Raw genomic sequence first — 21948 nt, 5'->3', positions numbered from 1 at the left:
GATCGTGATTAATTTAAGGTTTACATAAATTAGCTGTATTGCGCAGCCACGGACAAACAGCCAGCCCCGCTCCGCGGAGCCAGCCGCAACACAGCCAAGGAATGATCGGTAAGGTCAGGCCGCCAGCCTGGCCAGCGCCCAGACCATCAGGGGCGAATCCGGGTAGGTCAGCAATCCGCCCAAACCGAGCGCGATGCCGTAGGGAACCCCGGTCGTCTCGTCCGCGAAGTGACGCAGGAACGGATTGCGGCCGGTAAAAACCGCAAGCGGCGACTTCCGGTAGACGAGAATGGCAAGCGTCAGCAAGCCGCCTATGAAGGTCGAGACCACGAGATACTCGACGAGCTGGATGTTGAGTCCCATCCACACGGCGGTCGCGGCCAGCAGCTTGGCATCACCGCCGCCCATGCCGCCCATTGCAAAGAGGCCGAACGTTGCGGCAAGAACCAGCGCGCCGGCGGCGAAATGCCAGCCATAGGCCGCCCATTCCATGCCGGTCAGCGGCGCAACCAGCGCGAAGACGACGACGAGCAGCACCGGCACGCGATTGGCGATCGTCATCGACAGCATGTCGGAGATCGCGGCGAACAGCATGCAGAACGGGAAGACGACGAAGATCAGGGCTTCAAGCATCGGCGCTATGCCTATTATCGGATTAAGCCGCACTCAATCTAAGCATGTTCGATTAACGATTGATGAGGCCCAGGGCAAAAAGACATTGAATAGAACAAGGGCCGCCAGGTGGCGGCCCTTGTCCAGAACGCAATCCGAGCGCTCAATATACTTGACGTCGTTCAGGGCGTCGGGACGTTGTTCAGGGACGTTCCGATAGCTTCGAACTTGGCGTTGATGGCGTTGCCAAGCGCGCCGGCGCCGACGATGATGGCGAGCGCGATGAGGGCGGCGATCAGACCATATTCGATAGCGGTCGCGCCGGATTCGTCCTTTACGAAACGTGCAATGAGATTAGACATTCGAGAGCTCCTACTCCACGTGTTACAGCACTTCCGTCAACTTCTGTGATGGTTGATCGGATGCTGCCAATCTAGGGAGAAGCTCTTTCGATCGACTTAATAAACAGCCTTACCGATTCCTTTCCCGGTTGGAACATATTGCGTGGTTAACTATGGGCTAAGCGCCGGCCGAGGCGCAATTCCCAGGCAAGCAGCCGCAAAAGAAACAGCTCCGCGGCGCGTATGACGATCGCGGCATATGGCGCCCGGGCCTGCTTAACCGTTGGTTCACCAATCTCGTTCATGTTCCGTTGAACAGTCCGCCCGCCTGGAGCGCGTCAATGGCCGAGCCGAAATCGTCGATCCTGATTGCCGTGCTTCTTGCCGCCGTGAGCTTTGTCATGCCCGCCAGGGCCGACACCGGCATCGAGGTCACCATGAACCAGGCCAAGATCGTCAAACTGTCGCGCCCCGCCGACACGATCGTGGTCGGCAACCCGGCAATCGCCGACGCGTCCGTGCAGGACGCCTCGACGATCGTGCTGACTGGCAAGGGCTTCGGCGTCACCAACCTCGTCGTCCTCGACCAGGATGGCAGCCCGATCATCGATGAACAGATCACCGTCGTGCGGCAGGCGGCCTCGTCGGTGCGCATCTACCGGCGCGCTGAAGTTCAGACCATGTCCTGCACGCCCTATTGCGAAAGCTCCTACAAGAGCGAAGCCGAAAAATCCTCAGAAGCCGAGATGAGCGTCAGCCGGTAGGCACGCGGTCCAGGTTAGCGGGTGGTTAAGGCGCCCGCGGCGACTTTAACGATCATTCAAACCGGACTTCAACTGGTTTGCACTAGTACACCTGCCGAGACCGTCTGGGGATGGGCAGGATCAGAGCATGAGCATCGAATTCGTCTCGACAAGCGACCGCAAGGCAAGACGGGCACGGCTTTTCGCACGCTTCGCCGGCGACCGCCGCGGCAGTACGGCACTGGAATTCGCGCTGCTCGCATTGCCGTTCGCGGTTCTTGTCTTCGCCATCCTGGAAAGCTGCATCTCATTTGCCGGCCAGGAAGTTATGGCCAACATCACCGACGACATCGCGCGCAAATTGCGCACCGGGCAGTTGAGACCGGCCGACGTCGCCGGGGACAAGTTGAAGACCATGATCTGCGACAAACTGAAGATCATCGTCTCGCAGGATTGCCCAAATCAGCTGGACGTGGACCTTCGCGCATATACCACGTTCGCCGACGCGGCCACGGCCAGCTTCAAGATCGAGAATGGCGAGATCATCTTGATGCAAGGCGCCAACTCGCAGCCCTTCGCGACCACGCCGGGCCTGGCAGAATCGAAGAACATGCTGCGGGTCTTCTACAAATGGCCCGTCATGACCGATCTTCTGGCTCAGTCGATGGGCGGTAACAAGACACTGCATTTTGCATCGGTGACCTGGCAGAACGAGCCATTCGACAACTGAGTTCGCGGCGGAAGCAAAAGCCAAGAAAAGGGCAACGGGCATGATGCGTGCGGGGGCACATCCAGAAATGGCAGGACGCTGGGGGAAGTGGGTCGGTTTCATACGCGATCGCCGCGGCATCGCGGCGGTCGAGTTCGCCCTGATCGTCCCCATCCTGCTGATCATGTATTTCATCACAATGGAGGCCTCTCAGGCCATCGAGACCAGCAAGAAGGTCAGCCGCATCGGCAGCATGGTCGCGGATCTGGTCACGCAGCAGCCGACCATCGTCAAGGCGGATCTGGATGCCATCATGAAGATCGGCACCTCCACCTTGCAGCCGTACAATCGCTCGAAGCCGGATATCACCATCACGGCAATACAGGTCACAACCGACACGCCGCCCAGGGTGAACGTGGTGTGGTCGCGCAAGGTGGTCAATGGTGCTTACAGTATCGGCACCGCCCTGCCCGCAACCACTACGGTTCCGGCAACGCTCAGGGTCGCAGGCACCTTTCTCATTCGTGTCGAAAGCAAACTTGGTTACAAACCGATCATCACCTGGTCCGCAGACAGCTCACAGACGGCCGGATTGACGACGGTCTTCAACAACATATCGATGGGCGAGACCTATTATCTGCGTCCGCGCAGAAGCCTGACGATCCCCTGCGGCGACTGCTGACGACCCTATCGCCGCACGCCACCGTCCGACACCAGACGCACGATGGCGTGCGCCATCTCGTAATCCTTGGGAACCACGGTGGCGAAACCGCCGGAATGCCTCGATTCCAGCAGGTCGTAGATGTCGGGCGTCGTCGATTTGAGATTGGTCAGGAAAACCGCCAACCGGCGCTTGGCTTCCGGGTCGAGATCGCTACGCACCGCGTGAGGACCGTATCTCAGCAAACCCGACGTCCATGCGACTTGAAGGGCGGTCGCCGAAAGCCCGGCGGCTTCGAGCCTTGCCTGCGTGCCCGATAGTCTTGGCTCGCCGTCGGCCGCCGCCGTCGCCCAGCCGAACAAGGCATCGGCCTGGCCATCGACCAGCATTCCTTCCGCGGCCGAGGCGGAACCGGCGTGAACCAGAAACGATGCGTCCTCTGCGATCTTGACGTGCTCGGCAGCCAGTCCGGCCAATGGCAAAAGAGAACCAATGCTGTCCGCCGGCGGCATGGCGATCCGGTGGGTTTCCATCGCGGCCAGGCTGGGCACCTTGCCATCCTTCGTCAGCAGCACGGCGCGGATGCCGACCGCGCCATCGGAATCGACCGGTGCCACAAGCGGTTCGACGCACTCGCAGCGTCTTGACGCCGTTGCATAGGCGGTCGCCGAGTAGACGGCATATTCGATGCGGGCATTGGCCTGCGCATCGATCAGCGCGGCATAGTCGCGGGCAACGACGAACTCCACCTTCATGCCCAGCGCGTTGGTAAAGGCCTCGGTCAACCGCGCCAGGCCTGGAACGGTGTTGGCTGCGCCGGGTTCGGCGACGATGCCGATGCGAAACGTGCCGATATCGTCACGCCAGTCGGCGCGCGCCGAGCCGGACCAGACCGCGCCTTGCGCGATCATGAGAGCGGCGCATGCCTTCAGGGCAGCTTTCATGGGAGACCCGGTCCTGCGATCCGTCAGTGAATTGGTTCCGGACTATCGCGCCGAGCGGTTGCCGTTTGGTTTCCGAATTGCCAATGCCGCCGTGGAACCCTATGTCTGGATGCTCAAACCGGCAACAATGTTCTCATGGCGCGTGCTTTCCTCTTCGTCCTGGATTCCTTCGGCATAGGCGGCGCCGCCGACGCCGAACGCTACGGCGATGCCGGTGCCAACACCTTCGCCCATATCACCGAGGCCTGTGCGGAAGGCCGCGCCGATCGCGAAGGACTTCGCCAGGGACCGTTGTTTGTTCCCAACATGGCGTCGCTCGGACTTGGCAAGGCTGCCGAGACCGCGACGGGGCTGGGCTTTGCCTCTTTCGGGACGGATCTCGTCGCCAATGCCTTCCACGGTGCCGCCCAGGAGGTTTCGAGCGGCAAGGACACGCCATCCGGCCATTGGGAGATAGCCGGCCTGCCGGTGCGTTTCGACTGGGGCTACTTTCCCGACGCGGTCCCGGCCTTTCCCTCCGAACTGACCGAGGCCATCATCCGCGAAGGCAAGGTGCCGGGCATTCTCGGCAACTGCCACGCGCCTGGCACCGAGATCATCGAACGGTTCGGTGAGGAGCACGTCCGCACGGGCAAGCCGATCTGCTACACCTCCGTGGACTCAGTCCTGCAAGTCGCCGCGCACGAGGTCCATTTCGGCCTGGAGCGGCTCTACGAATTCTGCAAGGTGGTGCGTCGCCTGGTTGATCCGTTGAGGATCGGAAGGGTGATCGCCCGACCGTTCGTCGGCGAGACGGCAGCCACTTTCGAGCGGACCTACAATCGACACGACTACGCCGTGCCGCCACCCGAGCCGACATTGCTCGACCGGCTGACGGCGCGTGGCAGCCGTGTCATCGCCGTCGGCAAGATCGGCGACATCTTTGCCCATCGGGGGATTTCGGAAGTGCGCAGGGCCGCGGGCAACATGGCCATGTTCGACCAGGCGCTTGATGCAATGGATGCGGCCCGCGACGGCGATCTCGTCTTCGCCAATTTCGTCGATTTCGACACCGAGTTCGGCCATCGCCGCGATGTTGCAGGTTATGCCGCCGCGCTCGAGGCCTTCGACCGGCGACTGTTGGAAGCATTCGCGAGATTGCGACAGGGCGATCTGCTGATCCTGACGGCCGACCACGGCAACGACCCGACCTGGCGCGGCACCGACCACACACGCGAACGGATTCCGGTGATCGGCATCGGACCGGGTCTGACGGGCGGCGACATCGGGCTGAGAACGACATTCTGCGACATTGGTGAAACCGTGGCCGAACATCTCGGGTTGGCGCACGGCCGCTACGGCACTTCCTTTTACCCGGATATGGGCGGCCATGCCTGAATTGCCCGAGGTCGAGACGGTCCGGCGCGGGCTGGAGCCGGTTCTGGAGGGTGCCCGCATCATCCGCGCCGAGGCACGCCGGCCGGACCTGCGTTTTCCATTCCCCGAAAAATTCGCCGAGCGGCTGATCGGCAAGACGATCACGGCGCTCGGACGCCGGGCCAAATATCTGACGATCGATCTCGAAGGCGGTCCCGCCCTGATCTGCCATCTCGGCATGTCGGGCTCGTTTCGCATCGAGACGGCCGACGCCGCCAAAATGCCCGGCGTGTTCCATCACGAGCGGTCGAAGAGTTCGACGCACGACCATGTCATCTTCGATGTCGCCTCTCGGGACGGCACCCGCTCGCGCGTGGTTTTCAATGATCCGCGCCGCTTCGGCTTCATGCTGTTTTGCGAAGGGCCGCCGGACACCCATCCGATGCTGGCGGGGCTCGGCGTCGAACCCACCGGCAATGCGCTTGATGGAGTGCTGCTGGCCTCGCTGCTGAAGGGCCGGAAATCGCCGCTGAAGGCCGCTCTTCTCGACCAGAGACTGATAGCCGGGCTCGGCAACATCTATGTCTCGGAGGCGCTATGGCGCGCCGGGCTGTCGCCGCTGCGCGAGGCGGGCACGATAGCCAAAGCCGGCAAGAAAGCGGGTGAGCAAAGCCGGGGGCTTGCCGTGGCGGTCCGCTCGGTCATCGCAGATGCCATTGCGGCCGGCGGATCGTCGCTGCGCGACTACATGCAGACCGACGGTTCGCTGGGCTATTTCCAGCACTCCTTCGCGGTGTATGACCGGGAGGGCGAACCCTGCTCCAAGCCTGGCTGCGGCGGCCATATCGAGCGCATCACGCAGAGCGGCCGCTCGACCTTCTATTGCCGGACCTGTCAGCGGTGAGCTAGATCGATCTTCAATTGCCTGGAAGAGGAGCCGAAGCCATGGCCTATGAAACGATCGTCGTTGAAACCAGGGGCAAGGTCGGGCTGATCACCTTGAACCGGCCGAAGGCGCTCAATGCGCTGAATTCCCAGGTCATGGCGGAATTGGTGGCCGCGGTAAACGTGTTCGGGGCAGATGACGGCATCGGCGCGATGGTCGTCACCGGTTCCGAGAAGGCCTTCGCCGCAGGCGCCGACATCAAGGAAATGCAGTCGATTTCCTACGTCGATGCCTACATCAAAGACTTTTTCGTCGGCTGGGAAGAATTGACCCGGGCGCGCAAGCCGATCATCGCGGCGGTGGCGGGCTATGCGCTGGGCGGCGGCTGCGAACTGGCGATGATGTGCGACTTCATCATCGCCGCCGACACGGCAAAATTCGGCCAGCCCGAAATCACGCTCGGCGTCATTCCCGGCATGGGCGGCTCACAACGCCTGACCCGGTTCGTCGGCAAGTCGAAGGCGATGGACATGTGCCTGACCGGGCGGATGATGGATGCCGCGGAGGCCGAGCGTTCCGGGCTGGTCTCGCGCGTCGTGCCTGCCGGCGAGCTTGTCGAGGAGGCCGTCAAGGCGGCGGCCAGGATCGCCGATTTTTCGCTGCCGTCGGTGATGATGGCAAAGGAAGCCGTCAACCGAGCCTATGAAACGACGCTCGCCGAGGGGCTGCGGTTCGAACGTCGACTGTTCCATTCGCTGTTTGCGCTCGACGACCAGAAGGAAGGCATGGCGGCCTTCGCCGAGAAGCGCAAGCCGAATTTCACCAATCGCTGACAGCGCACCTCCGGGGCGCGAAATGCTTCGGCGTGGCTGAAAAAATGCTCCGGCGCGACGACAGCCAAAAAGAACGCCAGCCAGCGTTGACGCGCCGGGAAAGCTGAACTATAAGCCGCACCAACCGAGGCGGCCCTGTGGCTGCCCGTTTGTTTTTTGTGCCCTGCGGCATGCCGCATGCGCCGACCAGATCAGAAGAGAGGCATCATGGCCAATACATCCTCGGCCAAAAAGGCAACGCGCAAGATCGTCCGCCGCGCGGCGATCAATAAAAACCGCCGCTCGCGCGTCCGCACTTATGTGCGCCAGGTCGAGGAGGCGCTCGCCTCCGGCGACAAGGCCGCCGCGCAGGCGGCGTTCAAGGCCGCCGAGCCGGAATTGATGCGTGCCGCGACAAAGGGCGTGATCCACAAGAACACCGCGGCCCGCAAGGTTTCACGGCTGGCCCAGCGCCTCAAGGTGCTGTCGGCCTGACGTCCCTTTCCGGACTGATCTTCTGAGAACCCGGCCGATAGTGCCGGGTTTTTTCGTTTGCCGGCAAGCACTTAAAAAGAATACTCGGAAACGGCGTCGAAAGCGGAGTTTGCGGTCCGAAATGCTTTGCCGGCATATGCGTGCCGGCTGATGGTCCAGATACTTGAAAAGTGTCGGCTAAAAAATTCTCCCTCCGCAGAAATAATCAATATTTCCCAGCTAGTTACAGATAGTCATCCACACGTTGTCCACAGCGCGGCGAAGCGCCAGGAGAACAACTGGCTGTCAAGCGATTTATTTCACAAAATTTCGCGCCAGCCCGGCTTTTTCATATTCGCCGGAAAAGGGTTTGAATCACAATGGCTTTGTCAAAGTATAGTGCTGCCGCATGGCGCTTCGGCGCGCCGGACCTAACCAGATTCCTTAAAAATCCGTTAGACGTGGCCTTGCCCTATCCACAGCGATTTCGGTAATGTCGGTCCATCGAAAGGGATGGGCCGGGTGGCCCTGACCCAGCCTGAATGGGCCAGCTTAAATTGGCGGGGTTTGTGGCGCGGATCAAGTCCGCGGACAGGGTTGGTTTGCTCTTTTTCGATACGGTAGGGGACTGGCGTAACTATACATGGCAGGTCGACAGCGCCGGCGATTTTCGCCGGACGGTGTTGCATTGCCCTGACATACCCAACACGGACTGGCTTCCATGGGCCGGCACCGGTTCCCTGGATAATGGGCGACGTTCATCTGCCGGCGGCGGCAGCGGGCGTCGCAGCAAAGCGCAGTCGCTGGAACACGGATGCAGGAGGCGCATCCCCGGCGGAAAAACAGGTACAGAGACAAGGAACTCGATCATGCAGAGCGGCGTCGAAAGGGAGCTTACCAATGACATCCCATTTTCAGGAAATCTGATCGGAGCTGATGAGATGGCGGCTTCCAGCGACGCGGAACAGAAGTTCGACCGGGTCAAGGCCCAGTTGAAGGCGCGCTTGGGAACCGAAGTCTATTCGAGCTGGTTCGGGCGCATGAAGGTCGCGGAGGCTTCAAAGGGCATCGTTCGCATTTCGGTGCCCACTGCCTTCCTGCGCTCGTGGATCAACGGCCACTATCTCGACCTTATCTGCGAGCTTTGGAAGCACGAGGATCCGGAGATCCTCAAGATCGAGATCATCGTGCGCACAGCCACCCGCCAGGGGCGCAGCCATGCCGAACCGGAATTGGCGCCGGCGCGCAAGATGACGCGACAAACGCAGACGGCGCTGGCCGCCGGCACCGTAAGCCCCGGCAGGCTGGAGCGGGCTCCGGCGCCGCGCCCGGGCATGCCGGCCGAGAGCGAGTTCCGCCACAATGTGCTGGGATCGCCGCTCGATCCGCGTTACACGTTCGCCTCTTTCATCGAAGGGCCGTCGAACCGGGTGGCCTTCGCCGCGGCCAAGGCCGTGGCGGAATCGCAGTCGAGCGCGGTGCGCTTCAACCCGCTCTTCCTTCATGCGACGGTCGGCCTCGGCAAGACCCATTTGTTGCAGGCTATCGCCGCGGAATCGCTGAAGCAGAACCCGAAATCGCGCGTCGTCTACCTGACGGCGGAATATTTCATGTGGCGCTTCGCCACCGCGATCCGCGACAACAATGCCTTGACGCTCAAGGAACAGCTTCGCGATATCGACCTGCTCATCATCGACGACATGCAATTCCTGCAGGGCAAGTCGATCCAGCACGAATTCTGCCATCTGATCAACATGCTGCTCGACAGCGCCAAGCAGGTCGTCGTCGCCGCCGACCGGCCCCCGTCGGAACTGGAATCCCTCGAACCGCGGGTCCGCTCGCGCCTCAATGGCGGCGTCGCGCTCGAAATGTCGGCCCCCGATTTCGCCATGCGCCTGGGCATGCTCAAGCTGCGCCTCGCCACCGCCAGGCACGACGACGCTTCCCTCGACATCTCCGACGAGATCCTCAATCACGTCGCCCGCACGGTGACCGGCAGCGGCCGCGAACTGGAAGGCGCCTTCAATCAACTCCTGTTCCGCCAGTCGTTCGAGCCGCAGATCACCATCGATCGCATCGACGAGATCCTCGGCCATATCTACCGCACCGGCGAGCCGAAGCGGGTCCGTATCGAGGATATTCAGCGCATCGTCGCGCGGCACTACAATGTGTCGAAGACCGAGTTGCTGTCCAACAGGCGCACGCGCACCATCGTCAAGCCGAGGCAGGTCGCCATGTATCTGTCCAAGGTGATGACGCCGCGCTCGCTGCCCGAGATCGGGCGGCGCTTCGGCGGCCGCGACCACACAACGGTGCTGCACGCAGTGCGCAAGATCGAGGATCTTTCCGGCGGCGACAACACGCTGGCGCAGGAACTGGAACTGTTGAGACGGTTGATCAACGACCAGGCCTGAGCCGTTCGAAAACGCCTGGCGGCGTGCTTCGCCGCCTTTATCCCCAGAAAGCCCGCGTAGCCGGCCCGAACCGGTCGCGCGGGCTTGCGTTTGCTGGTTTTTTCCTGTCAGTTTACGCAGATTCTGAAGCCTGTTCAGACCTTTCGCGGGACGCCGCCAGCCGGAGACCCGCTCATTCATTCAAGCGAGCCTGGTTCGTCATGCGTGTTATCCTGGAACGGTCAAATCTCCTGAAGTCGCTCAACCACGTCCACCGCGTGGTCGAACGGCGCAACACCATACCGATCCTGTCCAACGTGCTGCTCAGCGCCGAAGGCGCCAGCCTGGAAATGAAGGCCACCGACCTCGACCTGGAGGTGACGGAAGCGACGCCGGCCAAGGTCGAGCGGGGTGGCGCGACGACGGTTCCGGCGCATCTGCTCTACGACATCGTGCGCAAGCTTTCCGACGGTGCCGAGGTGATGCTGAAGACGGACGAGGACGGCAACGCCATGACGGTGACCTCCGGCCGCTCGAGCTTCCGACTGCAATGCCTGCCGCAATCGGACTTCCCCGAGCTTTCGGCCGGATCCTTCTCGCATATCTTCCGGCTCGACTCGGTCGCGCTCAAGGGGCTGATCGAGAAGACCCAGTTCGCCATCTCCACTGAGGAGACGCGCTATTATCTCAACGGCATCTATCTTCACACACATGAGGTCGGCGGCAAGCTGAAGCTGCGCTCGGTAGCGACCGACGGCCATCGCCTGGCGCGCGCCGAGATCGACGCGCCGGCGGGTTCCGAAGGCATGCCGGGCATCATCATACCGCGCAAGACGGTCAGCGAATTGCAGAAGCTGGTCGATGATCCCGACGTGGCGGTCACCACCGAACTGTCGGACACCAAGATCCGCTTCACCATCGGCAGCGTCATCCTGACTTCCAAGCTGATCGACGGCACCTTCCCCGATTATCAGCGGGTCATTCCCACCGGCAACGACAAGAAGCTGATCATCGACCGCCAGAGCTTCGCGGCCGCCGTCGACCGCGTCTCGACCATCTCCTCCGAACGCGGCCGCGCGGTGAAGCTTTCGATCAGTGAGGGCCAGGTGACGCTTGCGGTCAACAATCCGGATTCGGGCAGCGCCACCGAGGAGTTGGCCGCCGACTATTCAGCCGACCCGATCGAGATCGGCTTCAACGCCAAGTACCTGCTCGACGTTGCCGCACAATTGACCGGTTCAGAGGCCCGATTCATGTTGGCCGACGCCGGTTCGCCAACGCTGATCCACGACATGGCCGATGAAACCGCGCTTTATGTGCTGATGCCGATGCGGGTGTAGAGCAGTAGCGGTTGCCGGCACAAACCCACATAAGTAAGCTTACACTTACCAATTTCCGCAACTATGCGGCGCTGTCGGTCGAGCTTGAGCCGGGCGCGGTGGTGTTTTCCGGTGACAATGGCGCCGGCAAAACCAATCTGCTGGAAGCGATTTCCCTGTTGACGCCGGGCCGCGGCCTGCGCCGTGCGCCTTACGCGGACGTCGCGCGTGAGGGCGGTGATGGCGGCTTTGCGCTGCACGCACGGCTCGACGGACCTGACGGCCAAGTCGAGATAGGGACGGGCATTTCGAGTGGCGACAGTCTTGGCGAGGGCGGCAGGCGGGTGCGCATCAACGGCGCCACGGCGCGATCGGCCGAGGACATGCTGGAATGGCTGCGCGTCGTGTGGCTGACGCCGTCCATGGACGCTCTGTTCACCGGACCGGCCGCGGACCGCCGGCGCTTTCTCGACCGGCTGGTACTGGCGATCGATCCTGGCCACGGACAGCGCGCCCTCGACTATGAAAAGGCGATGCGCGGCCGGAACCGGTTGCTGACGGAAGGTTCGCGGGATTTGAGCTGGTTCGAGGCGATCGAGACGCAGATGGCCGAGACAGGCGTGGCGATCGCCGCGGCGCGCGCCGAAATGGTGCGCCTTCTGGCCGCCATGATCGACAGGCTGCCCGACAGCGGCCCGTTTCCGCAGGCCGATATCGGCCTGTCGGGCGATCTGGAAGCCGAGATCGCCACCATGCCGGCTGTCGACGTCGAGGAGCGGTTCCGCCGCACGCTCGCCGGGGGCCGCGACCGCGACCGCGCCGCCGGGCGCACGCTCGAGGGCCCGCACCGCTCCGATCTCGTGGTCCGGCACCGACCCAAGGCGATGCCGGCGGCGCTGTGTTCGACCGGCGAACAGAAAGCGTTGCTTGTCGGCATTGTCCTGTCACATGCCAGATTGACCGGCGAGATGTCCGGCTTGACGCCAATCCTGCTGCTCGACGAGATCGCGGCACATCTCGATGGTGGCCGGCGTGCGGCGCTGTTCTCGATCCTGGAGGAATTGAACTGCCAGGCTTTCATGACGGGAACCGATGCGGCGCTGTTTTCCAGCCTGGCGGGCCGGGCGCAGTTCCTGATCGTGGATCACGGCACGGTCGCGCCGATGGCTGTGTGAGCACCTGACAAGGTTTTTCTCCCGCTATATGATCGAGCCATGATCGCCACCGCCCTCACCGACGAAGAACTCGAACGCTATGCCCGCCACATCGTGCTGCCCGAAATTGGCGGCGCCGGCCAGCAGCGCCTGAAGCGAGCGCGGGTGCTGGTCATCGGCGCCGGCGGATTGGGCGCACCAGTGCTTGAATATCTTGCCGCAGCCGGCGTCGGCACGCTCGGCGTGATCGACGACGACACGGTTTCGCTCTCCAACCTGCAGCGGCAGGTGATTCACGGCACGAACACTGTCGGCATGCTGAAAACCCACAGCGCCAAGGCGGCAATCGCCCGCATCAATCCCAACACCGCTGTCGAAATCCACACATTGCGCCTGACCGCGGACAATGCCCAAGCCCTCGTCGCCCGTTACGACGTGGTCGTCGACGGGTCCGACAATTTCGAGACGCGCTATGTCGTGGCCGATGCCTGCGCGGCGGAGGGAAAACCGCTGGTGCACGCCGCCGTGGGCCGTTTCGATGGCTCCGTGACCGTGCTGATGCCGTTCCAAGCCGATAGGGACGGCACCTCCAACCCCGGCTACCGCGACCTCTTCCCGGAGGCCCCACCGCCGGGTCTGGTGCCGTCCTGTGCCGAGGCCGGGGTGCTTGGCGTGCTGACTGGGGTCATCGGCACGTTGCAGGCGATGGAAGCCATCAAGCTGATCACCGGCATTGGCGAGCCGCTGATCGGACGACTGCTGCTCTATGACGCGCTGGCCGCGCGTTTCGAGACCATCCGCTACAAGAGACGAAACTGACGTTGACGCGCACTGCCAATATCGTCATCACCCGGATTCCGGCCGATTTCGACCGCTGGAACGAAGTGCTCGCCCTGATCCTGCGCGCTTTCGCCTTCATGGACGGCATCATCGACCCGCCGTCCTCGGCGCACCTGCTCACCGCGGAAACCTTGCGCGACAAAGCCCGCCGCGAGACCGGCATGCTGGCGCTCAGCGGCAACAGGATCGTCGGCTGCATCTTCGCCCTGGAACGAACCGACCACCTCTATGTCGGCAAGCTCGCCGTCACGCCGGACTGTCAGGGCCAGGGCATCGGCAGGTTGTTGATGCAAGCCGTCCAGGATTTTGCCCGCAGCCGCGGCAAGGCCGCAATCGAGCTGCAGACGCGAATCGAGCTGGCTGGGAACCAGGCAGCCTTTGCCCGGCTCGGTTTTCGCGAGACCGTGAGAACGGCGCATGAAGGTTATGCGCGACCGACTTCGGTCACCATGCGCAAGACTGTTTCGTAAGTTTCCACTTACATTATGTTGCGAAGCCGCTCAGGTCCTGAGCGGCAGCACGCGATCCGGCGGGCGGTGGCCGTCGACGAAGGCGCGGATGTTGATGATCACCTTCTCGCCCATGTCGATGCGGCCCTCGAGCGTCGCCGACCCCATATGCGGCAAAAGCACGACCTTGCCCTTGGTCGCGAGCTTGAGCAGTTTTCCGTTCAATGCGGGCTCGTGCTCGTAGACGTCGAGTCCGGCGCCGGCGATCCTGCCATCCTGAATCAGCTTGACCAGCGCCTCCTCGTCGATGATGTCACCGCGCGCGGTGTTGACGATATAGGCGGTGGGCTGGAGCAGCGCCAGCCGCCGCGCCGAAAGCAGATGGAAGGTCGCCGGCGTCGAGGGGCAGTTGACCGAGATGATGTCCATGCGGGCCAGCATCTGATCGAGGCTTTCCCAATAGGTCGCCTCCAGCCCGTCCTCGACCGCCTGCAGCACGCGATGGCGGTTGTGATAGTGGATGGAGAGGCCGAAAGCCTTGGCACGCCTGGCAACGGCGGTGCCGATACGCCCCATGCCGACAATGCCGAGCCGTTTGCCCCAGATGCGCCGGCCAAGCATCCATGTCGGCGACCAGCCGGCCCATTTCTTGTCGCCGGTGAGTACATTGGCGCCCTCCGCCAGCCGGCGCGGCACCGCCAGCATCAGCGCCATCGTCATGTCGGCCGTATCCTCGGTCAGCACGTTGGGCGTGTTGGTTACGGTGATGCCTTTCTTGGCCGCGGCCGCCACGTCGATCTTGTCGACGCCATTGCCGAAATTGGCGATCAGCTTGAGGTTTTCGCCGGCCTGGGCGATCAATGCCGCGTCGATGCGGTCGGTCACCGTCGGCACCAGCACGTCGGCCTCCTTGACCGCCGCGACCAGTTCCGGCTGCGTCATCGGCCTGTCCTCGACATTCAGCCTTGCGTCGAACAGCTCGCGCATGCGGGTCTCGACAGGGTCGGGCAGTTTTCGCGTGATGACCACGAGAGGCTTCTTTTTGCCTGCCATTGCTTCCCTCGTTGAGACCTCTTTAACCAAGACCGGCGAAACTGGAAGCCGGTCGCGGTAGCCGATTTACCCATGTACCAAGCGGTGCCGCCGAAGACAAAGAAAAAGGGGCGCCGGGGCCGGCAGGCCAGCGCCGAAAGGAACGAAAGTGTCTGGTTTCGCGTCGCTTCGCCTGACCCTCAGCGCAGCATTTCTCGGCGCTCTGCTCTATTCACCCCAACTGTGCGCGCAAGGTGCAGCGGCTCCCGCCCAGAGCGTCGTCACGCTCGGGCCGAGCGGCCTGCCGCTGCCACGATTCGTCAGCCTGAAATCCGGCCGCGTCAATTCGCGTGTCGGGCCGGGCGCCAACTACTCGGTCGACTGGATGTATCTGAAGGCCGGCCTGCCGATGGAGATCATCCAGGAGTTCGACACATGGCGCCGCGTGCGCGACGCCGACGGTTCGGAAGGTTGGATCAACCAGTCGCTGCTTTCGGGCCGGCGCACGGCGATCGTGGCGCCGTGGCAGCGCGGCAAGGGCGCCCAGATCAATCTCCTCAGGAGCCCCGAAAAGGACGCCAGCGTGGTGGCGATCGTCGAGCCGGGCGTCATGGGCACGATCAAATCCTGCGACGGCCAGTGGTGCGAAATGACGCTCGATGGCCATACCGGCTGGCTCGCCCAATCCGTCGTCTGGGGCGCCTATCCCGGCGAGCGGGTCAAGGACTGATTTTTGGCCTTGCCCGATTCGTTTGAACCGCAGGCCGGACCGTTTAGCGGCCGATGCGGCCGAGATGGGTATCCTGAAAGCTGCTCGACAGCTTCAAGCCGTAACCCAGCGCGCGATCGATAGCGATGTGGGCGATCCAGATCAATGCAACCGCTATAGCGGCTGCATTGCCGAACAGGCTGCCGGCAAGCACCAAAAACACCGGTGGGACCAAGATGTGGAAGGCATTGTAGCAGGCGGTGCCGACGCGCGGCCCGGCGAGATAGCCGAACATGGACAGATCAGGCGCCAGGATCAACAAGGCGAACAACCACCAGGACGCACCGGCGAGTGCATAAAAGACGATAGCGGACACCGCGACAGCGGCCCATTCCAGTCGGACAGCCAGATCGAGGGGTTTCATTCCCGGCCGTTCATACGTGCCTGGCCGTTCATGCGTGCCCGGCCGTGCATACGTGCTTGGCCCTCGGTCATTCGGCGCGTTTGGGGCGCAGCCTCACCACGATGTCGACATTGGCGATCTCCATCCCCTCGGGTGGTTCCGGTAGGTTGGTGACGGTGACCGGACCATTGGCGATGTCGAAAATCCGGTTTTCGCCTTCGATATAGAAATGGTGATGATCGGAGGTGTTGGTGTCGAAATAGGTTTTGGCGCCCTCGACAGCCAGAATGCGCAGGAGTCCCGCCTGGGTGAATTGGTGAAGGGCGTTGTAGACGGTGGCCAGCGACACCGGCACGCCGGCGGCGACGGCCTCCTCGTGCAGTTCCTCGGCCGACAGATGGCGGTCGCCCTTGGCGAAAAGCAGGTCGGCAAGCGCAATGCGCTGCCGTGTCGGCCTCAGGCCGGCTTCACGAACCCGCTTGTCCACAGCGACATTTTCCTTCCGGCAGCCCCGGTCCATCTGGTCGTCCAAGCTCACAGTTCCGCCTCAAGACACGTCCAGAATGGCAAAAAAATGGATGTCTGCCGAAACCGGACCCCTTTCGACATATATTCTGTCGTCCGGATGCGATCAATAGCGCGCATTGACCCGGCAAGACTGGCGGGTTAAGCGCAAACGCCGGTTTCCGGCCTGAAACAGATTGTGTTAGGACACCAACGACAAGGGCGCGCCAGCGCCCGGGACATATGGGAACGAGATTGATGGCGGGTTCGAAATCCAGCTACGACTACGAAGAATTGCTGGCCTGCGCCCGCGGCGAGCTGTTCGGACCGGGCAATGCCCAGTTGCCTTACCCGCCGATGCTGATGTTTGACCGCATCACCGAGATCAGCGAAACGGGCGGGGCTTTCGACAAGGGCTTCATCCGCGCCGAATTCGACATCAAGCCGGACCTGTGGTTCTTTGCCTGCCATTTCATCGGCAATCCCATCATGCCTGGATGCCTGGGCCTCGATGCCCTGTGGCAGCTGACGGGTTTCTATCTCGGTTGGCTGGGCGAACCCGGCAAAGGCATGGCGCTGTCGACCGGCGAGGTCAAGTTCAAGGGAATGGTCACGCCCTCGGTTAAAAAGGTCGAGTATGGCGTGGAATTCAAACGTGTGATGCGTGGCCGGCTGGTGCTGGGCATCGCCGATGGTTGGCTAAAGGCGGACGGCGAACCCATATACGCGGCAACGGACCTGAAAGTCGGTCTGTCCAAGCAGTCGGCGGTCGCTTGACCGTCGCCCTGGCCGACCTCGTGGCCAGCATTCCTGGAAGGAGTTGCGAATGAGACGTGTCGTAGTCACAGGCCTCGGCATCGTGTCGTCGATCGGCAACAATGCCAACGAGGTGCAAGCCTCGCTGCATGACGCCAAATCCGGCATCAGCTTCTCCGACTCCTTCGCCGAGCACGGCTTCCGCTGCCAGGTCTGGGGCGCGCCGACGCTCGATCCCAGCGCCATGATCGATCGCCGCGCAATGCGCTTCCTGAGCCAGGGAGCGGCCTGGAACCATGTCGCCATGGACCAGGCGATCGCCGATGCCGGCCTTGGCGAGAGCGACATCACCAGTGAGCGCACCGGCATCGTCATGGGCTCGGGCGGGCCTTCCACCCGCACCATCGTCGAGGCGGCCGAAACCACGCTCAAGAATGGCAGCCCCAAGCGCATCGGCCCATTTGCGGTGCCGAAGGCGATGTCGTCGACCGCGTCGGCGACGCTGGCCACCTGGTTCAAGATCCACGGCGTCAACTATTCGATCTCGTCGGCCTGTTCGACCTCGGCGCATTGCATCGGCAATGGCTACGAACTGATCCAGTGGGGCAAGCAGGACATGGTGTTCGCCGGCGGCCACGAAGATCTCGACTGGACGATGTCGGACCTGTTCGATGCCATGGGCGCCATGTCGTCGAAGTACAATGACAGGGCATCTGCCGCTTCCCGCGCCTATGACCTCGATCGCGACGGCTTCGTCATCGCCGGCGGCGCCGGCGTGCTGGTGCTCGAGGAACTGGAGCATGCCAAGGCGCGCGGCGCCAAGATCTATGCAGAGATCGTCGGCTACGGCGCCACCTCGGACGGCTTCGACATGGTTGCGCCCTCGGGCGAAGGCGCGGTCCGCTGCATGCGGCAGGCGCTGGCGACCGTCACGACCCCGGTCGACTACATCAACACCCATGGCACCTCGACGCCGGTGGGGGATTCCCGCGAAATGGGCGCGATCCGCGAGGTGTTCGGCGAGAAGATGCCCTTCATCACCTCGACCAAATCGCTGACGGGCCATTCGCTGGGCGCGGCCGGCGTGCAGGAATCCATCTATTCGATCCTGATGATGCAAGGCGGTTTCATCGGCGAAAGCGCCCATATCGAGACTCTCGACCCCGAATTCGAGGGCATGCCGGTGGTGCGGAAGCGCATCGACAACGCCAGGATCGACACCGTTTTGTCCAATTCCTTCGGCTTTGGTGGCACCAACGCAACGCTGGTTTTCCAGCGCTATTCCGCATAAGGCCACGTTTTTTCCACGAGGATTGGCGATCATGGACGGATTGATGAAGGGCAAGCGCGGGCTTGTCATGGGCGTCGCCAACGATCATTCGATCGCCTGGGGCATAGCCCGGAAACTGTCCGAACATGGGGCCGAACTTGCCTTCACCTACCAGGGTGACGCCTTCGGCCGCCGGGTCAAGCCGCTCGCCGACAAGCTCGGCGCGGCGCTGGTGGTTCCCTGCGACGTCGAGGACAGCGCCTCGGTCCGCGCCACCTTCGAGACCTTGGGCAAGGCCTGGGGCGGGCTCGATTTCGTGGTCCATGCCATCGGCTTTTCAGACAAGAATGAGCTCAAGGGCCTCTACGCCGACACCAGCCGCGACAATTTCGTCCGCACCATGGTCATCTCCTGCTACTCCTTCACCGAGGTCGCGCGCCACGCCGCGGCCCTGATGCAGGATGGCGGATCGATGATCACCCTGACCTATGCCGGTTCGGTGCGCGTCATGCCGAACTATAACGTCATGGGCGTCGCCAAGGCCGGCCTCGAGGCCAGCGTGCGCTATCTCGCCAACGATTACGGCCCGCGCGGCATCAGGGTGAACGGCATATCGGCCGGACCGGTGCGAACGCTTGCCGGCGCCGGGATTTCCGATGCGCGCCACATGTTCTCCTACCAGCAGCGCAATTCTCCGCTGCGCCGCACCGTGACCATCGACGAGGTCGGCGGCTCGGCACTCTACCTCCTGTCCGACCTCGCTTCCGGCGTCACCGGCGAAATCCACTATGTCGATTCCGGCTATCATATCGTTTCCATGCCGACGCTCGAGGAGCTGAAGCAGACGGATCGCGCGAGCGAATAGGCCATTTCGCGAAATAGTCTTTTCTCCTGTGAAGAAATAATTCCCTTCCAATAAAATTGGATGCATTCGCGGAAACTCATTTTAAGGGCCTATCCGCTACAAAGTCCCGCAATTTGGGGACTTTCAATGCCTGCCGTCAGCAACCCGAACCGCACACCGGTGTTCCGGCTGATCACCATAGCCAGTTCGGGCATTGGCAGTTTCATCCTCGGCATCTGGGGCCTGAAGCACGCGCTTGGCGACGGCTTTGCCGGCATGCCGGCGGATGTGATGGTGGCGATCATGGCTGCCCTTTGCGCGCTGGCGGCGGCGGGAGCCGCGATGTCTTTCTTCGCCGGCGTCGACGAATCGGCTGATTTTGTCTTCAACGAAACCCAGTTCGACAAGCTGACCGGATTGCTGGCGCGTCCGGCGATGGTCGGCAAGATCGCCGAGGCAGCCTGCGCGACGAGCCGCACCGGGGCCCCGATGTTCCTCATCGACATCGACATCGACCGGTTCAAGCAGATCAACGACGCGATCGGCTACAGCCAGGGCGACGAACTGATCCGCGCCTTCACCAAGCGGCTGCAGGCCTGCGTGCCCGAGCGCGTGCAGATCGGGCGCATCGGCGCCGGCGAGTTCGCGGTGCTGCTTCCCGATCATCAGATTCAGGGAACGATGGAAGCTATGGTGGAGAGGCTCATCGACGAGATGATGGAGCCCTATGAGCTCAGCAGCCACCAGCAATCGGTGAGCCTGTCGGTGGGCATCGTGGCGATGCCCAAGGACGGCGTCGACCCGGTCCTCATCCTGCGCCGCTCCAACCTGGCGCTGCAAAATGCGCGCGCCAGGGGAGTCGGCAACTGGTCGGTCTTCGATACCGAGATGGGGCGGGTCGCCGATCATCGCCAATGGGTCGAATCCGAGCTGCACATCGCATTCGAGCGCGGTGATTTCGACCTTCACTATCAGCCGCAGCTGGACCTGCCGAGCGGCCGCATCGTCGGCTATGAAGCGCTGATCCGCTGGAACCATCCAGAACGCGGCATGATCCCACCTCTGGAGTTCATCCAGATCGCCGAGGAAACCGGCATGATCAATCCGATCGGCGAATGGGTTCTGCGCAAGGCATGCAGCGACGCCCGCCATTTACCCGACGACTGCTTCGTCGCCGTCAACATCTCGCCGGTCCAGTTCATGACCAAGGACTTCATCGGCCTCGTGCGCGACACGATGCGGACCACCGGCATCAAGCCCTCGCGGCTGGAGCTGGAAGTCACCGAGACGGCCATGATGCAGGACCGCGACCGCGCCGCCGCCATCCTGAAAGAGCTTGCCGATATGGGCATCTCGGTTGCCGTCGACGATTTCGGCACCGGCTATTCCAATCTCAGCTACCTGATCGATTTTTCATTCGACAAGCTGAAGATCGACCGCTCCTTCGTCAGCCGCATCGATACGGATTCGAGCTCCGGCGCCGTCGTATCGACCATTGTCGGCCTCTCGCGAGCACTCGGCGTCAGTATCATTGCCGAGGGTGTCGAGACAGAGGACCAGGCGACACTGCTCAGGGCAGCCGGTTGCGAGGTGGTGCAAGGTTATCTGTTCGGCCGGCCGGCGCCGCTTGCGGTCATGGCCGGCGAGGGACATGTCATCGAGGATTCGAGGCGCGTCGCCAATCTGCACTGAGTGTCACGCCGTTGCGTGTCAGCGACGCGCGGAAAGAACCTTGAACATGCCGTCACGGGCGAGCTCGGCATGGCTGGAGAAGGCGGCGGCCAGTACCGGCTCGTAGGGCAGCTGGCGGTTCGCCACCATGTACAGCCGCGCTCCCGGCTTCAGCGCCTTTGCCGCTGCCCGGATCAGGCCGGCGCCGATCTCCGGTTCGGCCGCGCGGCTGCGATGAAAAGGCGGGTTCATGACGACCGCGTCGTAGCGACGCTCGACCGGCTCCCCCTGCAGGTCCGTCCAAAAGAAACCTTTCGCGACCGACTGGCTGGCCGTGGCAAGATTGGCTTTGGCGGCTTCGAGAGAAGCGAAATCCGCCTCATAGAGATCAAGTGCCGAGATGCCGGGCGAACGCGCTTCCATCTCCGCCGCCAGATAGCCCCAGCCGGCGCAGAAATCGGCGACATGGCCGCGCAGGTCGGCCGGAAGATGGTCCGCCAGCAACTTCGAACCGGCATCGACACGATCGAAGGAAAACATGCCGGGCGCCGTGCTGAAGCGGCCGTCGACCAGCCCGGCGGGATTGGCGGCACGCAGCGCTGCTGCCGTCTCCGTCCCGGCCGGCCGGCGAAGCCAGAAGGCGATGCCGTGATATTTGGGCAGATGGCCTTCGAGCGGCACAAGCTCGTCCATGCGCTTGCGCAGGCTGGCGATGCCATCATCCTTGCCGCCGGCAATGACGATCAATCCGCCCTCAGCGACGCGCTCCAGCGCATCCGCGATGCGCAGCTCGTTCTGGCCGCGATGGCGGCCCGCGAGCACCAGCGCGGCGTCAAAGCCATCGCCCTGCGTTTGCGGGGTGACAGTGAAGCCCGCGGCTTGCAGCGCGCGAAAATGCGGCCGAAAGCCTTGCACCACGTGCAGCTCGGCGTCGAAGTCCTGCGGTGTCCGCAAGCCGGATTCGGCCCCTAGAAAAAGCACCCGTTCGCCCTTGCCTGGCAAAGCGACCGCCTCGGCCTCGAATGGATGGAAAAGTGTCTTCAGCGGTTCGGCAGACATGCCTTTG

24 protein-coding genes are annotated in these 21948 nt (G+C 62.8%); 17 read left to right on the top strand and 7 right to left on the bottom strand.

The window, feature by feature from the left end; genetic code table 11:
- Positions 1 to 114: 114 nt before the first annotated feature.
- On the bottom strand, positions 115 to 633 hold the full coding sequence (locus tag LB547_RS14975) for a prepilin peptidase (protein WP_140513204.1): 519 nt from the start codon (positions 631 to 633) through the stop codon (positions 115 to 117).
- Between the two features lie 161 nt (positions 634 to 794).
- Positions 795 to 974: a Flp family type IVb pilin gene (locus tag LB547_RS14970; protein WP_140496730.1), complete on the bottom strand. Its 180-nt coding sequence runs from the start codon at positions 972 to 974 to the stop codon at positions 795 to 797.
- A gap of 320 nt (positions 975 to 1294) precedes the next feature.
- Here LB547_RS14970 and LB547_RS14965 point away from each other — a divergent pair, with 320 nt between their 5' ends.
- From LB547_RS14965 to LB547_RS14955, 3 genes are all read left to right on the top strand, one after another.
- Positions 1295 to 1717 carry a pilus assembly protein N-terminal domain-containing protein gene (locus LB547_RS14965; RefSeq protein ID WP_140496732.1) on the top strand — a complete coding sequence of 141 codons (423 nt, stop codon included), beginning with the start codon at positions 1295 to 1297 and terminating at the stop codon, positions 1715 to 1717.
- A 127-nt stretch (positions 1718 to 1844) separates the two neighbouring features.
- Positions 1845 to 2426: a TadE/TadG family type IV pilus assembly protein gene (locus LB547_RS14960; protein ID WP_140513202.1), complete on the top strand. Its 582-nt coding sequence runs from the start codon at positions 1845 to 1847 to the stop codon at positions 2424 to 2426.
- 40 nt (positions 2427 to 2466) lie between these two features.
- A complete protein-coding gene (locus LB547_RS14955; protein WP_140513200.1) occupies positions 2467 to 3087 on the top strand; it encodes a TadE/TadG family type IV pilus assembly protein in 621 nt (206 codons plus the stop codon).
- Positions 3088 to 3092: 5 nt separating this feature from the next.
- Here the strand turns inward: LB547_RS14955 and LB547_RS14950 are convergent, their stop codons facing one another.
- Positions 3093 to 4010 (bottom strand): phosphate/phosphite/phosphonate ABC transporter substrate-binding protein, encoded by a 918-nt coding sequence (locus LB547_RS14950; protein ID WP_140513198.1) that lies wholly within the window; start codon positions 4008 to 4010, stop codon positions 3093 to 3095.
- A gap of 135 nt (positions 4011 to 4145) precedes the next feature.
- Here LB547_RS14950 and LB547_RS14945 point away from each other — a divergent pair, with 135 nt between their 5' ends.
- From LB547_RS14945 to LB547_RS14905, 9 genes are all read left to right on the top strand, one after another.
- Entirely contained in the window at positions 4146 to 5387 is a 1242-nt protein-coding gene (locus tag LB547_RS14945) for a phosphopentomutase (RefSeq protein ID WP_140513196.1), read from the top strand.
- Complete coding sequence (gene mutM / locus LB547_RS14940) at positions 5380 to 6270, top strand: bifunctional DNA-formamidopyrimidine glycosylase/DNA-(apurinic or apyrimidinic site) lyase (protein WP_140513194.1); 891 nt, start codon at positions 5380 to 5382, stop codon at positions 6268 to 6270. The genes LB547_RS14945 and mutM overlap by 8 nt, the downstream gene beginning before the upstream one ends.
- Positions 6271 to 6311: 41 nt before the next feature.
- Positions 6312 to 7085 carry an enoyl-CoA hydratase gene (locus LB547_RS14935; protein WP_140513192.1) on the top strand — a complete coding sequence of 258 codons (774 nt, stop codon included), beginning with the start codon at positions 6312 to 6314 and terminating at the stop codon, positions 7083 to 7085.
- A gap of 207 nt (positions 7086 to 7292) precedes the next feature.
- A complete protein-coding gene (gene rpsT, locus LB547_RS14930; RefSeq protein WP_140496747.1) occupies positions 7293 to 7559 on the top strand; it encodes a 30S ribosomal protein S20 in 267 nt (88 codons plus the stop codon).
- An 848-nt stretch (positions 7560 to 8407) separates the two neighbouring features.
- Positions 8408 to 9952: a chromosomal replication initiator protein DnaA gene (dnaA, locus tag LB547_RS14925; protein WP_140496749.1), complete on the top strand. Its 1545-nt coding sequence runs from the start codon at positions 8408 to 8410 to the stop codon at positions 9950 to 9952.
- Between the two features lie 200 nt (positions 9953 to 10152).
- Positions 10153 to 11271 (top strand): DNA polymerase III subunit beta, encoded by a 1119-nt coding sequence (gene dnaN / locus LB547_RS14920; protein WP_140496751.1) that lies wholly within the window; start codon positions 10153 to 10155, stop codon positions 11269 to 11271.
- An 11-nt stretch (positions 11272 to 11282) separates the two neighbouring features.
- Positions 11283 to 12425, top strand: coding sequence for a DNA replication/repair protein RecF (gene recF, locus LB547_RS14915; RefSeq protein ID WP_140759469.1), 1143 nt, complete (start codon positions 11283 to 11285; stop codon positions 12423 to 12425).
- Positions 12426 to 12464: 39 nt separating this feature from the next.
- Complete coding sequence (locus LB547_RS14910) at positions 12465 to 13223, top strand: molybdopterin-synthase adenylyltransferase MoeB (protein ID WP_140496755.1); 759 nt, start codon at positions 12465 to 12467, stop codon at positions 13221 to 13223.
- A gap of 2 nt (positions 13224 to 13225) precedes the next feature.
- A complete protein-coding gene (locus LB547_RS14905) occupies positions 13226 to 13714 on the top strand; it encodes a GNAT family N-acetyltransferase (protein ID WP_140496757.1) in 489 nt (162 codons plus the stop codon).
- A 30-nt stretch (positions 13715 to 13744) separates the two neighbouring features.
- Here LB547_RS14905 and LB547_RS14900 read toward each other — a convergent pair whose 3' ends face one another.
- Entirely contained in the window at positions 13745 to 14746 is a 1002-nt protein-coding gene (locus LB547_RS14900; RefSeq protein WP_140496760.1) for a 2-hydroxyacid dehydrogenase, read from the bottom strand.
- 148 nt (positions 14747 to 14894) lie between these two features.
- Between LB547_RS14900 and LB547_RS14895 the strand changes: the two genes are divergently transcribed.
- Entirely contained in the window at positions 14895 to 15455 is a 561-nt protein-coding gene (locus LB547_RS14895; RefSeq protein ID WP_140496762.1) for an SH3 domain-containing protein, read from the top strand.
- A 43-nt stretch (positions 15456 to 15498) separates the two neighbouring features.
- Here LB547_RS14895 and LB547_RS14890 read toward each other — a convergent pair whose 3' ends face one another.
- Together LB547_RS14890 and irrA are read right to left on the bottom strand one after the other, a co-directional pair.
- On the bottom strand, positions 15499 to 15858 hold the full coding sequence (locus LB547_RS14890) for a DUF4260 domain-containing protein (RefSeq protein WP_140557599.1): 360 nt from the start codon (positions 15856 to 15858) through the stop codon (positions 15499 to 15501).
- A gap of 67 nt (positions 15859 to 15925) precedes the next feature.
- On the bottom strand, positions 15926 to 16357 hold the full coding sequence (gene irrA / locus LB547_RS14885) for an iron response transcriptional regulator IrrA (protein ID WP_181165297.1): 432 nt from the start codon (positions 16355 to 16357) through the stop codon (positions 15926 to 15928).
- A 242-nt stretch (positions 16358 to 16599) separates the two neighbouring features.
- Between irrA and fabA the strand changes: the two genes are divergently transcribed.
- The 4 genes from fabA (at position 16600) to LB547_RS14865 (ending at position 20903) form a co-directional block, all read left to right on the top strand.
- Positions 16600 to 17118 carry a 3-hydroxyacyl-[acyl-carrier-protein] dehydratase FabA gene (gene fabA / locus LB547_RS14880; RefSeq protein WP_140496768.1) on the top strand — a complete coding sequence of 173 codons (519 nt, stop codon included), beginning with the start codon at positions 16600 to 16602 and terminating at the stop codon, positions 17116 to 17118.
- Between the two features lie 49 nt (positions 17119 to 17167).
- Complete coding sequence (gene fabB, locus LB547_RS14875; RefSeq protein WP_140759466.1) at positions 17168 to 18388, top strand: beta-ketoacyl-ACP synthase I; 1221 nt, start codon at positions 17168 to 17170, stop codon at positions 18386 to 18388.
- A 31-nt stretch (positions 18389 to 18419) separates the two neighbouring features.
- On the top strand, positions 18420 to 19232 hold the full coding sequence (fabI, locus tag LB547_RS14870) for an enoyl-ACP reductase FabI (RefSeq protein WP_140624823.1): 813 nt from the start codon (positions 18420 to 18422) through the stop codon (positions 19230 to 19232).
- A 126-nt stretch (positions 19233 to 19358) separates the two neighbouring features.
- A complete protein-coding gene (locus LB547_RS14865; protein ID WP_140759463.1) occupies positions 19359 to 20903 on the top strand; it encodes a putative bifunctional diguanylate cyclase/phosphodiesterase in 1545 nt (514 codons plus the stop codon).
- A gap of 18 nt (positions 20904 to 20921) precedes the next feature.
- Here the strand turns inward: LB547_RS14865 and LB547_RS14860 are convergent, their stop codons facing one another.
- Positions 20922 to 21941 carry a class I SAM-dependent methyltransferase gene (locus LB547_RS14860; protein ID WP_140759460.1) on the bottom strand — a complete coding sequence of 340 codons (1020 nt, stop codon included), beginning with the start codon at positions 21939 to 21941 and terminating at the stop codon, positions 20922 to 20924.
- Positions 21942 to 21948: the final 7 nt, after the last annotated feature.

Origin of the sequence: Mesorhizobium sp. B264B1B (assembly GCF_020165765.1) — a bacterium.
Lineage (GTDB): Bacteria > Pseudomonadota > Alphaproteobacteria > Rhizobiales > Rhizobiaceae > Mesorhizobium.
Note: the sequence above shows the minus strand (reverse complement) of the source record. Positions and strands in the feature narration are given on the sequence as shown.